This is a genomic window from Sinomonas soli (assembly GCF_054782415.1).
The window spans coordinates 110,360-125,809 of the sequence record NZ_BAAGSN010000015.1; the positions used below are offsets into that span (position 1 = coordinate 110,360).

Genomic DNA, 15,450 nt, shown 5'->3' on the forward strand with positions numbered 1-15,450 from the left:
GGCTACCTCCTGCTCCTCCACGCGGGCGGGAACGCCTGCTGCTGCTCGCCCTGGTCGCGGATCTGCCGGCCGGTGTAGTGCAGGAACATGTCGTCCAGGGAGGGCTCGTGGATCTGGGCCGAGAGGACGCCGCCGCCGAGCAGGGCGATCACCGCGGGCAGCTCCGTGGCGGCATGCGCCGCCTCGACCGCGAGCCGGCCGCCGTCCTGCGTGCAGCGGTAGCCGGACGCCTCGAGCGTGAGCCGCGCCGCGGCGTCGTCCGCCGTCTTCAGGAGGATGCTCTCCGCCCCCGCAGCCGCCTTGAGCTCCTCGGGGCTGCCGAGCGCGATGAGCCGGCCGTGGTCGATGATCCCGATCCGGTCGGCGACCTCCGCCTCGTCCATGTAGTGGGTCGTGAGGAACACTGTCACCCCCTCCTCGCGGCGCAGGGTGAGGATGTCCTCCCACATGACCGAACGGGTCTGCGGGTCGAGGCCGATCGTGGGCTCGTCGAGGAAGAGGACCGCGGGCGTGTGCAGCATGGCCCGCGCGATCTCGAGCCGCCGGGCCATGCCCCCGGAGAACGTCGCCACCAGATCCCTGCGGCGTGCCGAGAGGCCCACGAGCTCGAGGACATGGGCGATCCTCGCAGCCCGCTGTACCCGCGGGACTCCATAGAGGACAGCGTGGAAGCGGAGGTTCTCCTCGGCCGTGAGCTGCTTGTCCAGTGTCGTCTCCTGGAACACGAGGCCGATGTGGGCGCGGACCTCGTGCGGGTCCGCGACCACGTCGAATCCGGCCACGCTCGCCGTCCCCGAGGTGGGTGCGGCGAGGGTGCACAGGACGTTGATCGCGGTCGACTTCCCGGCGCCGTTCGGCCCGAGGAAGGCGAACACCTCGCCGGCCGCGACGTCGAAGCTCAGACGGTCGACGGCGGTGACCTCACCGAACGCCTTGATCAGGTCGCGGACGCGGATGGCTGGCGCTGCGTCCATACTGCGAGGCTACGCAGGCGCCCCCGGCGGCGTCAGGGCCGATGGGCCCGGGGCCGCTCTGCCGAGGCGGGCTGCGGCAGCCGCGCACCGGGCACCCCTGATGCCTCGGCGGCTGGGGTCCGCGCCCGGACGGCTGAACCGGCCAGGACGACCAGCGCCAGGACGACGATCATCCCGCAGTAGCCCATCGCGGTGGGGGTGAGCCCGATCCCCTGGGCGAGGGCGCCGGCGGCGACCGCCGGGACGCTGTTCGCCAGGTAGCTGACCACGTAGACCGCCGAGAGCAGGCCCGCGCGCTCGTGGGCGGCCGCCTGGGGCATCAGGATCCTCAGGACGGCGAGGAAGCCGGCACCGAAGCCGACGCCGGCGACCACGGTGGCGGCGAAGTACAGCCCGGTGGAGCCGAGCGCCAGGGCCGCCACCGTGCCGCCCATGCCCGCGATCAGGGCGGCCATGCCGAGACCGAGCACGGCGGACGGGCGGGCGGACCCCAGCAGCAGGGTGGCCACGCCGCCGGTGCCGGTCAGGGCGGCGACGACGAGCCCGGTGAGGAGCACGGCCTGGGGACCGGCCAGGGACCGGACGAGGCTCGGGCCCAGGGAGAGGATCAGTCCGCCCAGCGACCAGGTGGCCACGGCGGCGGGGAGCACCCACAGGGCGGTCCGGCGGGTGGCCCGGGGGAACCGCACCGTCGGCACGAGGGAGGCCAGCGCTCCCGGCTCCCGCGCGGTGGTCTCCGGGCCCAGCACGGTGGCCACGAGCTGCAGGGCCAGCACCGCGCCCAGGACCACGTAGACCAGCTGGACTGCGCCCGGGGCCGCTGCGACCAGCAGGCTCGAGCCGACCGCGCCGAGAGCCAGCCCCAGGCCCGGGCCGGCGCCGTTGAAAACCGTGCCCAGCCCCGGGCGCACCGCGTGCTCGAGATCGATCAGATAGGCACCCAAAGTGCCGACAGCCGCCCCGGTGGCCAGCCCCTGCAGCAGCCGCGCCAGGATCAGCGCCGCCGGGCCGTCCGCGCCGATGAACACCAGCATCGCCACGAGCTCCAGCGCCAGGGCGGCGAGGAGGACCGGGCGCCGGCCCAGGTGGTCCGAGAGCGAGCCCGCGACGAGGAGCGCGACGAGCAGGGCCAGCACGTAGGCGGCGAAGATGACCGTCAGCACCACGGGCGGGAAGGCCCACATCGCCTGGTAGAGGGGATAGAGGGGGCTGGGCGCACTGGAGGCGGCCATCAGGACCACGAGCACGGACGCCTGGACCCAGAACGCGGTGCGCTCGGAGAGGAGGGGACGGAGACGCCGACGCAGGGACGACATTCGGGCCTTTCGCAGAGACAGGAGAACGCGAAGATTTTGCGTTTGAGCGTAGCCCCCCTTCGCTAGAACGCAAAATATTCGCGTTATGCTGAGGGGTGCCCACCCCCGATCCCCGTCCAGGCGGCCGCGCCGCCCGTGTTCAGCAGGCCGTCCATGAGGCGGTGCGCGCCCTGCAGGCAGAGGAGGGCGGCGATGCCATCACCGTGCCCCGGATCGCAGCCAGGGCCGGCGTTGCGCCCTCGACGATCTACCGCCGGTGGGGAGACCTCGGCGGGCTGTTCGCCGACGTGGCCGTTGCCAGGCTCCGGCCCCAGGGCCCCCCGGACACGGGCTCGGTGCGCGGGGACCTCACGGCCTGGGCCGAGGAGTACATCGAGGAGGCCGCTTCCCCTACCGGACGGAAGTTCATGCGCGACATGGTCTCCGGCGGCACCGACGGTGCCAGCGCCCTCCGCGGGGGCGCCTACGCCCGGGAGCGGGTCGAGACCATGCTCGGGCGCGCGCGCCAGCGTGGCGAGACGGCCCCGGAACTCGAGGATGTCCTCGACGTGGTGCTCGCGCCGATCGTCTACCGCATCCTCTTCGAGCCGGGCGACCTGTCCCCGGAGCTCGCCCCCAGACTGGTCGGCCGCCTCTTCGGCTAGCCCACAAGCGGGCACTCCAGCATTCTTGGCCCCCGCAGGGCGGTCCGCGCCCCGGCGTGGTCCTATCCGGAGGCGACGGCGAAGAGCCCTACCACGCCCGCCAGGTAGAGGACCAGCACGATGAACGAGTCTGCCCCCATGCCAGCGATCCGCCGTTTCGGGCGGAAGATCAGGCTCATGACGTAGACGAGCGTGAGCAGGATGGCCAGGGCGGTGAGGTAGATGTCGGTGTTGTGGGCCTGGGGCAGCACCGGCTGGCCCGAGATGAGCACTGCGACGAGGAAGAGCACGGGCAGGAAGGCATTTCCGCCGAAGATGTCGCTGACGGCAAGTCTGTAGTCGCGCTGCTTGACGGACGCCAGGCCGGTGGAGATCTCGGGCAGGGAGGTGGCCACCGCCAGGATCGTGGCGCCGAACAGGACACCCGAGAGCCCGATGTGACCGGCGATCGCGTCGCCGCTCCGCTCGAGTGCGACGCCCGCGAGGAGCGTGGCCACGGCTGCCACGGTGAAGATGAGGGCGGCGCGGCCTGTGCTGACCTTGGCGCCCTTGCTGCCGTCCCCGGAGTCCTTGCTGTGCCCCTTCGGCTCGGCCTGGGACCCCGGGGCGTTGCCCTGCTCGTGCCACGGCAGGCCCTTCTGGCTGCGCTGGACGGCGAGGAGGCCGACGACCCAGACGGCCGTGATCAGGACGGCGGCGGGGGTCAGGCGGAAGGCCACCAGGCTCGAGGGCATCTGGCTGCCGGCGACGACGACTCCCAGGACCCCCACGACGGTGACGGCCTCGATGACGAGCGTCAGGGAGGACGCCCGGTACATAAGGGGTTCCCCTTTCCGCGTGCCGAAGGCATCCAGGACAACGAGGACCACGGTCTGGACCGCAATGCCACCGAGGATATTGCCGACGGCGACGCCCAGGTTGCCCGAGAGTGCCGCGCTGACCGTGATGGCGATCTCGGGCAGGTTGGTGGCGAGGGCGAGCAGGATCAGGCCGCCGAGTGCCGAGCCGAGGTGCAGCCGTGCGTCGAGGACGTCGGTCTGCTTCGAGAGCTGGATGCCCGCTACCCAGACCACCGCGGCTGCGGCGACGAAGAGCAGCAGGAGCGCCCAGACCGGCCATGATGACATCCGTGATCCTCCTCGCCTCTGAGGCCCTGGGGCAGGAGAGCCACCGGGCCGACGCCTGCCCTCCTTCCCGCTCATTGCGCGAGCCAAACAATTGCATAGACGCAATCGTTGCCCTAACATCACGGCTAAAGCGGACCGGCACCGCTGCGGCTGGACTCGCCTGGGAGACAGGCGGAGACGCCGCAGGCGCGTGAGGGCTCCTGCTTCCCCTGCCGCCACGATCTGATCGGCGTCATCCGACAAGGAGGTCCGGCATGAAGAGCACCCGTAATCCGCCCCGACAGGCCGCCGAGGGGTCCACTGACCTCGCGGCCGAGTACGTGGGGCTCGCCGATGCGCTGGCCAACCGGTTCAGGTGCCCGACCCATGACCAGGAGGATCTGCGCCAGGTGGCCCGGCTGGCTCTGGTGAAGGCTGCGAGGAGATACCGCGAGGACCTGGGCCACGGCTTCGTGCCCTACGCGGTGGTGAGCATCGAGGGGGAGATCAAGCACTACCTGCGGGACCAGAGCTGGATGGTCAGGCCGCCCCGTGCTGTCCTGGACCTGCGGCTCAGGATCCGCTCCGTCACGCCCCGGCTCCAGCAGCGGCTGGGCCGCGAGCCAACGACGCAGGAGGTGGCGGACGAGATGCACGTCTCCGTGGAGAGGATCATCGAGGCGAACGTCGCGGACTCCGCCAGGATGGCACCGTCAATCGAGGTACTCGATCGGGAGGAGGAGGGCGCCGAGGGGCCGCCCCTGAGGATCGCGGCCTGCGAGGACCCCGGATTCGCCCAGGTGGAAGCCGCCCAGACCGTGGCCGCCGCCCTCGCAGACGCCTCGCCCGAGGACCTCGAGCTCCTCCGCCTGCGCTTCGGCCTGGAGCTGACCCAGGCAGAGATCGCGCGCCGGCTGGGGACCAACCAGATGAATGTTTCGCGCTGCCTGAACCGGCTGTTCACGAGGCTGCGCCCGCGCGTGGGCGTCGACGCCTCGGAGTGGGGAGGCGCCTAGGCCGGCCGTCCGGGCCCGCCCGAGTGGCGGCCCACGAGCCGGACCCGCGGCTCAGCGGAGCGTCCGAGGCCGCCGAGGATGGCCAGCACGGTGGTGCAGGGCCAGCGCTCGAGGCAGTCCCCGCACCGCGATCCGACCTCTTCGCCCGCTGGGGCATGGATCTGAAGGAGCAGCTCGCAGGCCCCCAGCGAGTACGTGCCGTGGGACATCCCGCGCCTGCGGGCCTCGGGGATCATCTCGAGCATCGTCACGTGCAGCGACGAGGCCGTGTCGGGGAGGGGCATGCCTGTGAACATACCCGGCCGGCAGGACGGGGAAACCGAGAGCGCTCGAATCGGTTGCGGACAGGCGGCGGTGCCCGCCCCGCGCGTCGCGCAGGGCGGGCACGTCGGCCTGCCTGACCGGGACGGGTCAGTCCTCGGGATCGAGGACGAAGTCGTAGACCATCTCCTCGCCGTGGCCGTCCGCTGCCGGCCTGGGATCGAGGATGAGCTCGGGCTTGACCGCCGAGGCGATGTCGTCGTCGTTGTGCGCGTCGCCCGGGAAGTACAGCTGTGCCGTGATCTGCTGGTGCCCGGGCGCCGAGACCTTCACGTGGATGTGGGCGGGCCGCCACGCGTGCCAGCCGGCCGCGGCGATGAGCTTGCCGCATGCACCGTCGGTGGGGATCTGGTACGGCGCGGGACGCATGGTCTGGATCTCGAAGGTGCCGTCCTCGTCGGCCAGCACCGTTCCGCGCAGGTTCCACTCGGGCAGGCCCGGGGCGTACTGCGAGTAGAAGCCGGCACCGTCGGCGTGCCAGATCTCCACCTTGCCGGGCAGGCCCTTGCCGTCGAGGCCTCGGATCTGGCCCTTCCAGGTCAGCTCGGTGCCGGGCTCGTCGTCCCGGCGCGGCAGGCGGGCCGGCGTGGGCTCCTCGGGGGAGTTCGGGACGTAGTAGGGGCCCTCGATCGTGCCCTTGGAGCCCTTGCGGTCCTCGGTGGCGACCTCCTCGACCACGTGCTCGACCCACACGTCGAGGAAGAGCGGCCACTCGCCGTCCTCGCCCACGCCGATGAGCCACTCCTTGAGGGCGTTGTACTCGTCGTAGGTCACCTTGTGCTCGCGGATCGTGGCGTAGACGGCCTCGAGGACCTCGCGGGCCAGGAGCGAGACGCGCTCCTTCGGGACCTCCAGGCGGTTGCGCTTGCCGCTCTCCTTGAAGCGCTCGGTGGCCTTGCTGCCCGATTCGGCAGCCTTCGCGTCGAATTCGCTCAGGGTCTGGCTCATGGTCATCCTCCTCGATGATGTGCCTTGGAAAAGTGGTGATGTGCGGCACAGGGGCTCGCCTTGGCCTTCACGCTACGAGCCGCCATTGCGTCGACACAAATACCTAGTTCCATTGAATTGATATCCCCAACGTTTCAAAAGCACCCTTGGCCGACCCTAGGCAAAACCCCGGTGTGATCCACCCCACTCCTTGGAAGGATCGATCAAGCCCGCAACGAGGACGTCGTGGGCAGCCAGAAGGCAGAGGGAGGAAACCATGACGGAAGCTCTGGACCACGTCCGCGACCAGCTCTCCGACGCGCTCATCGAGGACGCATCGACCGGCACCTACCGCGCCAAGCGCAGCATCTTCACCGACGAGGAGCTGTTCGAGCTCGAGATGAAGTACATCTTCGAGGGCAACTGGGTCTACCTGGCCCACGAGAGCCAGATCCCCAACGTCGGGGACTACTTCACCACGTACATCGGCCGCCAGCCGGTCGTCATCTCGCGGGCCAAGGACGGCGAGCTGCATGCCCACATCAACGCGTGCAGCCACCGCGGGGCCATGCTGTGCCGCCGCAAGACGGACAACCGCACCACCTTCACGTGCCCCTTCCACGGGTGGACGTTCTCGAACAACGGCAAGCTGCTCAAGGTCAAGGACTCCAAGGGGGCCGGCTACCCGGAGCAGTTCAACACGGAGGGCTCGCACGACCTCACCAAGGTGGCCCGGTTCGAGAGCTACCGCGGATTCCTCTTCGGCAGCATCAACCCGGAGGTGAAGCCCCTCGCAGAGCATCTCGGCGAGGCCGCAAAGGTCATCGACCTCATCGTGGACCAGTCGCCGGAGGGCCTCGAAGTGCTGCGCGGCGCCTCGACCTACACCTATGACGGCAACTGGAAGGTCCAGGCCGAGAACGGCGCCGACGGCTACCACGTCTCCGCAACCCACTGGAACTACGCCGCGACCACCGCCCGCCGCGGCACCGGGGAATCGGCCAACGAGACCAAGGCCATGGATGCCGGCACGTGGGGCAAGCAGGGCGGCGGCTACTACTCGTTCGAGCACGGCCACCTCCTGCTGTGGATGTGGTGGGGCAACCCGCAGGACCGCCCGAACTTCGACAAGCGCGAGGAGTGGACCGAGCAGTTCGGGGCCGAGCGCGCGGAGTTCATGATCGGCGCCTCCCGGAACCTGTGCCTCTACCCCAACGTCTACCTCATGGACCAGTTCAGCTCGCAGATCCGGCACTTCCGCCCGATCTCCGTGGACAAGACCGAGGTGACCATCTACTGCATCGCCCCCAAGGGCGAGTCGGCCGAGGCCCGCGCGAACCGCATCCGCCAGTACGAGGACTTCTTCAACGCCACCGGCATGGCCACCCCGGACGACCTCGAGGAGTTCCGCTCCTGCCAGAAGACCTATCTCGCCACCGCCGCCCCGTGGAACGACATGAGCCGCGGCGCCGCCCACCAGATCACCGGGCCCGACGAGACGGCCAAGGGCCTGGGCCTGAACCCGATCTCGAGCGGCGTCAGGACCGAGGACGAGGGACTCTACCCGATCCAGCACGGCTACTGGCGCGAGCGCATGCGCGCCGCCGTCGACGCCGAGTCCAACTGACCCGCAGGCACCAGAAGGAGAACCCCATGACGCTGATGACCACGATTGTGCCCGGGACCATCGGGCTCGAGGACGTCCGCCAGTTCCTCTACCGCGAGGCCAGCTTCCTCGACGACCGCGAGTTCGACCGCTGGGTGGACTGCTACCACCCGGAGGCCGAATTCTGGATGCCCGCCTGGGCCGACGACGACACGCTCACCGAGGACCCGCAGCGCGAGATCTCGCTCATCTACTACCCCAACCGCGGCGGCCTCGAAGACCGCGTCTTCCGCATCAAGACCGAGCGCTCCGGCGCCACGAGCCTGCCCGACCCGCGCACCGGGCACAACATCACCAACGTCGAGATCCTGCGCCAGGAGGGCGACGTCGTCGACGTCCGCTTCAACTGGTTCACCCTCTACTACCGCTACAACACGGTGGACACCTACTTCGGAGTCTCGTTCTACACGATCGACTTCTCCGGCACCCAGCCGGTCATCACCAAGAAGAAGGTCGTCCTCAAGAACGACTACATCCACCACGTCGTGGACATCTACCACATCTGAGAAGGCCTTCAGGAGGACTCCATGACTGACACGAACCACTCCGTTGCCCTCGCCTTCGAGGACGGCGTCACCCGCTTCATCACGGTTGCATCCGGCCAGACGGTCGCCGATGCCTCCTACAGCGCCCGGATCAACATCCCCCTGGACTGCCGCGACGGCGCGTGCGGCACGTGCAAGGCCTTCTGCGAGAGCGGAAAGTACGACGGCGGCGACTACATCGAGGACGCGCTGAGCGACGACGAGGCCGAGGCAGGCTACTGCCTCCCGTGCCAGATGACCCCCGAGAGCGACCTCGTCCTGCGCATCTCCGGCACGGCCGAGATGGCCAAGAGCGGCATCGGCACGTTCCAGGCGACCATCGTCAAGCTCCACTGGTACGCCGACAACACCGCGGGCCTGACCCTCGCCGTCGAGGACCGCGAGAAGCTGGCCTACCTGCCCGGCCAGTACATGAATGTCCAGGTCCCGGGCACCGCCCAGGAGCGCAGCTACTCCTTCTCGAGCGGGCCCGACGCCGAGCAGCTCACCTTCCTGGTCCGCACCGCGCCGGACGGCGCGATGACCACCTACCTCAAGGAGCGGGCCGCCGAGGGCGACGCCCTGACGCTCGAGGGCCCCAAGGGCAGCTTCTTCCTCCGGGACGTCAAGCGCCCCGTGCTCATGCTCGCCGGCGGCACCGGGATCGCCCCCCAGCTGGCCATGCTCGAGAAGCTCTCCGTGGCGGCGTCCGCCTCGGCACCGAACAGCACCGTCCCCGCGTTCCCGATCCACCTCGCCTACGGCGCGACGTGGGACAAGGACCTCGTGGAGGTCGAGGCCCTCGAGCGCTACGCGGCGACGATCCCCGGCTTCACCTTCAGCACGATCGTGGCCGACGCCGAGTCGCAGCACCCGCGCAAGGGCTACGTCACCCAGCACCTGCTGCCCGAGCACCTCAACGACGGCGACGTGGACGTCTACCTGTGCGGGCCGCCGGCGATGGTCGACGCCGTGCGCCGCTACTTCGACGCCGAGGGCATCGAGCCGACGAACTTCTACTACGAGCGGTTCGCGGTCGGCGCGGCCGCCCCGGCCCTCGCGGGGGCGGGCGCGGCGTGAGCACTGCAGCGCGCGCAGCTACGGCAGCCGCCGCCGAGGCCCCCGCCCCGTCCATCCACGCCGGGCGGTTCGCCGGCAAGGCCGTGGTGGTCACTGGAGCGGCCCAGGGGATCGGCCGGGCCGTGGCCGAGAGGATCGCGGCCGAGGGTGGCGAGGTCACCCTCGTGGACCGCGCGGACCTCGTGCACGAGGTCGCGGAAGGCGTGCGCGGTGCCGTCAAGGGGGGCGGCACCGCGCACTCCGTCACCGCGGACCTCGAGACGTTCGACGGCGCGCTGGCGGCCGTCGAGGCCGCCGTCGCCGCGGCGGGGCGCATCGACGTCGTCATCAACAACGTGGGCGGGACGATCTGGGCCAAGCCCTACGAGCACTACACCCCCGAGGAGATCGAGAAGGAGGTGCGCCGCTCCCTGTTCCCCACGCTGTGGATGTGCCGGGCCGCCCTGCCGCACCTCATCGGCCAGGGCTCCGGGACCCTGGTCAACGTCTCCTCGGTGGCCACCCGCGGCGTCAACCGCGTCCCGTATGCCGCCGCCAAGGGCGGGGTCCGCGCCATCACCACCGCGCTCGCGCTCGAGGCGGCCCCGCACGGCGTGCGGGTCGTCGCGACCGCCCCGGGCGGGACCGAGGCGCCGCCCCGCGCCGTGCAGCGCGGACCGCTCCCCGCCTCCGAGCAGGAGAAGGAGTGGTACCAGCAGATCGTGGACCAGACGGTCGAGTCCTCGCTGATGAAGCGGTACGGCACGCTCGCCGAGCAGGCCGCAGCCATCTGCTTCCTCGCCTCGGACGAGGCCTCGTACATCACGGGCACCGTCCTGCCCGTGGCCGGGGGAGACCTGGGCTAGCCCGGCCGGACGCCGCCCCCGGCGCCCCCGCGGGGTCCGCGCTAGCCTCATAGGCATGCTGAATCCCCACGAGGACGTGGTTGCGCGCGACCGGGAGCTGACCGAGCTGGACAGCCTCCTGGCCGCCGGCCGCTGCGTGGTCATCGAGGGCCCGCCGGGCGTGGGCGCCACCGCGCTGGCCCGCGCGTCCGCCGCCCGCCGCACCGGGGCCACGCTCCTCCGGGCGTCCGCGACTCCCTGGGAGGAGTCGCTGGCGGGAGGCGTGCTCGCCCAGCTCGGCATCGCGCCCGGCCAGGACGGGCCGGGGCCGGCAGCCGAGCCGCCGCAGCACGCCGGCGGACAGCCCGAGTGGCTCCCCGCCGGCCGCGCGGCACTGGAACATCTCGGGGCCCTCGCGGCCCGGGGTCCCCTCCTCGTGCTGCTCGACGGCATCGAGCACGCCGACGCGCTCTCCCTCGAGGCCCTCGCCTTTGCGCTGCGGCGCGCCCCCGGTCCCCTCCCGGTCCTGGCCACGTGCACCGCCGCGGGCACCCGGCCGGACAGCGCGGCGGCGGTGTTCGCCGATGCGGTGGGCGCCCGCCGGCTGCGGCTGGGGCCCCTCACCCGCGAGGGCCTCCGCGAGCTCGCCGAGGCCCGGCTCGGCACAGGCCTCGCTCCCGCAGCACTCGAGGCCCTCTGGCGCGTGACCCGCGGGAACCCCGGCCTGGCTGTGACGTCCCTCGCGGAGGGAGTGGAGGAGCTCGGGGAGGCGGGATTCGCCGCGGAGGGGCCGCGCGGCGTCGTGCGGTCCCTCGCCACCCGGACCGCCGCCGCGCTCGCGGCCCTTCCACCCCCGGCCCGCGCCCTGGTCGAGGCGATGAGCGTCCTGGGCGGGGCGGTCGGCGCGGCCGAGGCCGCGAGGCTGAGCGGGCTGCCGGACGACGCCGCCCTCCTCGCCGCCGCCGACGCCGCCTGGGCCGCCGGACTCCTCACGGTCCGCCGGGAGGACGGTGCCCTGCGGCTCGAGGCGGCGGATCCGCTCGCCCTCGAGGCCGTCCACGACGCCCTCGGCCCGCAGCGGCGTGCCGGCCTCCACGCCCGCGCCGCGGAGGCCGCCGCCGGGACGGCCGAGCGGGTCCGCCACCTAGTGGCCGCCGCAGCCCTGCCCGACGCCGCCCTCGCGGCCACCGTGGACGGCCTCGCCGAGGCAGAGGCGGCCGACGGCGACTGGGGCGCCGCCGCGGATGCCCTCGTCGCGGCCGCGAGGCTCCACGTGGACCCCGCGCTGCGCGAGGACCGGCTCGTGCGGGCGGCGGAGGCGATGGTGGGCGCCGGCGACCTCGCCCGCGCCGCCCCCCTGGCCCGCCAGATCGAGTCGCTCCCGCAGAGTGCCGGACGCGACGCCGCGCTGGCCTACCATGCGATCCACACGGGCCAGGCGCGCCGGGCGGGCGTGCTGCTGGAGCGCGCCTGGGAGACCCGGCCGCCGACCGCCTCCGCCGACCTGTCCGCACGCATCGCCCAGTACCGGGTCCTCGACGCGCTCGGGAACTGGGACGGCCACGCCATGCTCGCGTGGACCGAAGCCGCGGTGCGGCTCGCCGGCCCGGACAGCTCAGCGGGCATCGAGGCCCGCGCCATGCTGGGGCTCGCCCTCGGGTCCCTGGGCCGCCGCGACGAGGCCCGCCGCGCCTACGATGAGCTCTCCGCCTCCCCGCACCTCGCCGCCCGCGACCAGCGCCTGCACCTGGGCAGGGGCTGGCTCGCCCTCGCCCTGGATGACCTCGACACCGCCCGGCTCGAGCTGCGCGCCGCGATCGCGCCCGCACCGCGGCCCGGATCCCTGCGCATCGGCCTCTGGGCCCATGCCTGGCTGGCCCGGGCCGAATTCGCCGTGGGCCGCTGGGACGATGCGCTCACGACGGCGCGCACCGGGCTCGCCCTCGATGGCCCCGTGGGGATGGACCTCGTCTCACCGCTCCTGCACCTTACCGTCGCCCAGATCAGCGCCCTGCGCGGGCAGCGCACAGTGGCGGCGCAGCAGAGCGCCCTCGCCCAGTGCGGCCCCGAGGCCTACCCCGTGATGCGGGCGGCCGCGGCCATGGCTGCCGCGGCCGTGGACGAGAGCGCCGGCGACTACGCCGGCGTGCTCCGCGCCTACGCGCCGATCGTCGCCGACCGCCCGCCGGGGCTCGACGAGCCCGGATTCTGGCCGTGGCAGGACGCGTATGCGAATGCCCTCGTCATGGTCGGCGACCTCGGGGCGGCGGATGCCTTCCTCACGCCGCTCGAGGAGGCCGCCCGGGCGGCGGGGCACCGGAGCACCACGGCGCGCCTCGCCTCCGTGCGCGGCCGCCTCCTCGGTGCCCGCGGCGAGGCCGACGACGCGGTCCGGGTCTTCGAGGCGGCGCTCGCGGCCCTCGAGGGCCTGACCTTCCCCTGGGGCGTCGCGCGGGTCCGCTTCGCCTACGGTCAGACGCTGCGGCGCGCCGGGCGGCGCCGGGACGCCACCGCCGTCCTCGCCGCCGCGAGGGACGCCTTCGCCGCGCTGGGCGCGAGCGTCTACGTGGCCCGGTGCGAGCGGGAGCTGCAGGCGGCCGGCACCGGAGCCTTCCGCACCCGCCCGGGGGCCGCCGGGACGTCCGAGGCCGCCGCGCCGGACCCGTACGCCCCCGCACCGGCGGCCTTCACGTCCCAGGAGGAAGCGGTGGCGCGCCTCGTGGCCGCCGGTCACAGCAACCGCGAGGCGGCGCGCGAGCTGTTCGTCTCGGTCAAGACCGTCCAGTACCACCTCACTCGGATCTACGCGAAGCTCGGGATCGGGTCCCGCTCGGAACTCGCGGCCCTGTACCGGCGGGAGCCGCACGCCGCTCCGGATCGATCAATATTCGGCCAGTCTCAATGAGCCGTGATTGGGTATTTCTCCTGACAGAACAGTCGTCCTAACCTGAGGGGGAGGGGCGGGCCGACGAGGCGCCCCGCGGCGCGACGAGGAGAGCAATGGAGACCAGGCACCTGCGGTACTTCGTCGCCGTCGCCGAGGAGCGCCACTTCGGGCGCGCGGCGCAGCGCCTGCACATGGCCCAGCCGCCCCTGTCCCAGCAGATCAGGCAGCTCGAGGAGCAGCTCGGCACCCAGCTGTTCGAACGGACCACGCGCAAGGTCGAGCTCACGGCCGCCGGCCAGCTCCTCCTCGACCGCGGCCGCCGCATCCTCCAGGACCTCGAGGAGCTCGAATCGGACGTCGCCGAGGTCGGCGCCGGCGCCGCCGGGGTCCTCAGGATCGGCCTCTCCGGCTCGGCGACCTACCGCCTCCTCCCGGCGCTCGTGGCGAAGGCCCGGACCCACCTGCCCCGCCTCAAGCTGACCGTGCGCGGCGAGATGCTCACCCCCCAGATGGCCCTGGACCTCGAGGAGGGAAGGCTCGACGTCGCGGTCCTCCGCCCGCCCGTCAGCTCGCCCGAGCTCGACCTCGCCCCCCTGGAGCAGGACCGGCTCGTCGCCGCGCTGCCCGCCGGCTCCCCGCTCGCCCAGCGCCCCGAGCTCGACTTGGCCGAGCTCGCCGAGGAGGCCTTCGTGGGCTACCCCTCCGACTCCGTGGTCACGAGGACCTTCCGGCAGGCCTGCCGGGACGAGGGCTTCACCCCGCGGGTCATGCAGGAGGCCGCCGAGACGTCCACCCTGCTCTCGCTCGTCGCCGCCGGCATGGGCATGGCCCTCGTGCCGATGGAATCGCCCGCCTTCGCGTTCGCCGGCATCGTGTTCCGCCCGGTGCGCAACGCCCCCAGCATCGACCTCGCGGTCGCATGGCGCGCGGGGGAGCAGTCGCCCCTCGTGCACCGGTTCCTCGAACTGTTCGACACCGTCCCGGCAGCCGGGCGGGGTCCGCGCGGACCCCGCCCACTCGCCGTCGTCCGCTCCCCACTGCAGAAGGAGGCCGCGCGTGAAGATTGAGCGCATCGAGGCCATCCCCTACTCGATCCCCTACACCCACCCGCTGCGGTTCGCGAGCGGGGAGGTGCACGCCGCCGAGCACGTCCTGATCCGCGTCCACACCGACGACGGACTCGTGGGCGTCGCCGACGCCCCGCCGCGCCCGTACACCTACGGCGAGACGCAGGCGTCCATCATCGCCGCGGTGCGGGACCTGTTCGCGCCGCAGCTCGTGGGCCTGGACCCCCTGGACCGGGAGAAGGCGCAGCGGATCCTGGCGCGGACCGTCAACAACGCCACCGCCAAGGGTGCCGTGGACATCGCCCTGTGGGACCTCGTGGGGAAGTCCCTCGGGGTCCCCGTGCACCGGCTCCTGGGCGGGTACGCGGACGGCATGCGCGTCTCCCACATGCTCGGCTTCCGGCCCGCCCCCGAGCTGCTCGAGGAGGCCCAGCGCTTCCGCGAGCACTACGGGGTCACCACCTTCAAGCTCAAGACCGGCCGCCGCCCCCTCGCCCTCGACGTCGACGCCGTGCGCGTGCTGCGGGAGGGACTCGGGGACGAGGTGGAGATCTACCTCGACGCCAACCGCGGGTGGACGGCGAACGAGGCGATGGAGGTGCTGCGCCGCACGGAGGGGATGGGCCTGAGCGCGCTCGAGGAGCCGTGCGACGCGGCCGAGGCGCTGGGCCGCCGGCGGCTCGTGCAGCATTCGGCCATCCCGATCGTGGGCGACGAGTCCGTCCCCACGCCCGGGGACGCCTCCCGGGAGCTGCTCTCCGGGGGCTGCACGGCGATCTGCATCAAGACCGCCCGCAGCGGGTTCACCCAGGCCACCGAGATCCTCGGCCTCTGCACGGGCCTCGGCGTCGACGTCACCATGGGCAACCAGATCGACACCCAGATCGGCTCGCTCGCCACCGTGGCCTTCGGTGCCGCCCACGAGGCGAGCCAGCGCCGCGCCGGTGAGCTCTCCAACTTCCTCGACATGGCCGACGACCTCCTCGCCGAGCCGCTCGAGATCCGCGACGGCTCCCTGCGGGCCCGCGAGGTGCCCGGCGTGGGCGCCGAGCTCGACGAGGCCAAGCTGGCCCGCTACCGCCAAGACGCCTAGGAGGC

The 15,450-nt window shown here is 72.3% G+C and carries 14 protein-coding genes; 9 read left to right on the forward strand and 5 right to left on the reverse strand.

Annotated features, from left to right (window positions below):
• Positions 1-2: 2 nt before the first annotated feature.
• Both ACYVKZ_RS13950 and ACYVKZ_RS13955 read right to left on the reverse strand, forming a co-directional pair.
• Entirely contained in the window at positions 3-974 is a 972-nt protein-coding gene (locus ACYVKZ_RS13950; RefSeq protein WP_460992841.1) for an ABC transporter ATP-binding protein, read from the reverse strand.
• A 32-nt stretch (positions 975-1,006) separates the two neighbouring features.
• Positions 1,007-2,290 carry an MFS transporter gene (locus tag ACYVKZ_RS13955; RefSeq protein ID WP_460992842.1) on the reverse strand — a complete coding sequence of 428 codons (1,284 nt, stop codon included), beginning with the start codon at positions 2,288-2,290 and terminating at the stop codon, positions 1,007-1,009.
• A gap of 95 nt (positions 2,291-2,385) precedes the next feature.
• Here ACYVKZ_RS13955 and ACYVKZ_RS13960 point away from each other — a divergent pair, with 95 nt between their 5' ends.
• Complete coding sequence (locus ACYVKZ_RS13960; RefSeq protein WP_460992843.1) at positions 2,386-2,934, forward strand: TetR/AcrR family transcriptional regulator; 549 nt, start codon at positions 2,386-2,388, stop codon at positions 2,932-2,934.
• 62 nt (positions 2,935-2,996) lie between these two features.
• Here ACYVKZ_RS13960 and ACYVKZ_RS13965 read toward each other — a convergent pair whose 3' ends face one another.
• Positions 2,997-4,061 carry a sodium:calcium antiporter gene (locus ACYVKZ_RS13965; protein ID WP_460992844.1) on the reverse strand — a complete coding sequence of 355 codons (1,065 nt, stop codon included), beginning with the start codon at positions 4,059-4,061 and terminating at the stop codon, positions 2,997-2,999.
• A gap of 254 nt (positions 4,062-4,315) precedes the next feature.
• Between ACYVKZ_RS13965 and ACYVKZ_RS13970 the strand changes: the two genes are divergently transcribed.
• The gene (locus tag ACYVKZ_RS13970; RefSeq protein WP_460992845.1) at positions 4,316-5,056 is read left to right on the forward strand and encodes a sigma-70 family RNA polymerase sigma factor; all 741 of its coding nucleotides are present in this window, start codon (positions 4,316-4,318) and stop codon (positions 5,054-5,056) included.
• Here ACYVKZ_RS13970 and ACYVKZ_RS13975 read toward each other — a convergent pair.
• On the reverse strand, positions 5,053-5,340 hold the full coding sequence (locus tag ACYVKZ_RS13975; RefSeq protein WP_460992846.1) for a hypothetical protein: 288 nt from the start codon (positions 5,338-5,340) through the stop codon (positions 5,053-5,055). The two genes, ACYVKZ_RS13970 and ACYVKZ_RS13975, sit on opposite strands and share 4 nt — an antisense overlap.
• Before the next feature lie 127 nt (positions 5,341-5,467).
• The gene (catA, locus tag ACYVKZ_RS13980; RefSeq protein ID WP_460992847.1) at positions 5,468-6,325 is read right to left on the reverse strand and encodes a catechol 1,2-dioxygenase; all 858 of its coding nucleotides are present in this window, start codon (positions 6,323-6,325) and stop codon (positions 5,468-5,470) included.
• A gap of 256 nt (positions 6,326-6,581) precedes the next feature.
• On the opposite strand from catA, the gene benA reads away from it, so the two are divergent.
• The 7 genes from benA (at position 6,582) to ACYVKZ_RS14015 (ending at position 15,445) form a co-directional block, all read left to right on the forward strand.
• A complete protein-coding gene (gene benA, locus ACYVKZ_RS13985) occupies positions 6,582-7,931 on the forward strand; it encodes a benzoate 1,2-dioxygenase large subunit (protein WP_460992848.1) in 1,350 nt (449 codons plus the stop codon).
• Between the two features lie 26 nt (positions 7,932-7,957).
• The gene (benB, locus tag ACYVKZ_RS13990) at positions 7,958-8,476 is read left to right on the forward strand and encodes a benzoate 1,2-dioxygenase small subunit (protein ID WP_307007185.1); all 519 of its coding nucleotides are present in this window, start codon (positions 7,958-7,960) and stop codon (positions 8,474-8,476) included.
• 21 nt (positions 8,477-8,497) lie between these two features.
• A complete protein-coding gene (gene benC, locus ACYVKZ_RS13995) occupies positions 8,498-9,574 on the forward strand; it encodes a benzoate 1,2-dioxygenase electron transfer component BenC (RefSeq protein WP_460992850.1) in 1,077 nt (358 codons plus the stop codon).
• Positions 9,571-10,419: a 1,6-dihydroxycyclohexa-2,4-diene-1-carboxylate dehydrogenase gene (locus tag ACYVKZ_RS14000; protein ID WP_460992851.1), complete on the forward strand. Its 849-nt coding sequence runs from the start codon at positions 9,571-9,573 to the stop codon at positions 10,417-10,419. Before benC ends, ACYVKZ_RS14000 begins: the two co-directional genes overlap by 4 nt.
• Before the next feature lie 55 nt (positions 10,420-10,474).
• Positions 10,475-13,303 (forward strand): helix-turn-helix transcriptional regulator, encoded by a 2,829-nt coding sequence (locus ACYVKZ_RS14005; RefSeq protein WP_460992852.1) that lies wholly within the window; start codon positions 10,475-10,477, stop codon positions 13,301-13,303.
• Between the two features lie 95 nt (positions 13,304-13,398).
• Entirely contained in the window at positions 13,399-14,352 is a 954-nt protein-coding gene (locus ACYVKZ_RS14010) for a LysR substrate-binding domain-containing protein (RefSeq protein ID WP_460992853.1), read from the forward strand.
• Positions 14,342-15,445 (forward strand): mandelate racemase/muconate lactonizing enzyme family protein, encoded by a 1,104-nt coding sequence (locus tag ACYVKZ_RS14015; protein ID WP_460992854.1) that lies wholly within the window; start codon positions 14,342-14,344, stop codon positions 15,443-15,445. Before ACYVKZ_RS14010 ends, ACYVKZ_RS14015 begins: the two co-directional genes overlap by 11 nt.
• Positions 15,446-15,450: the final 5 nt, after the last annotated feature.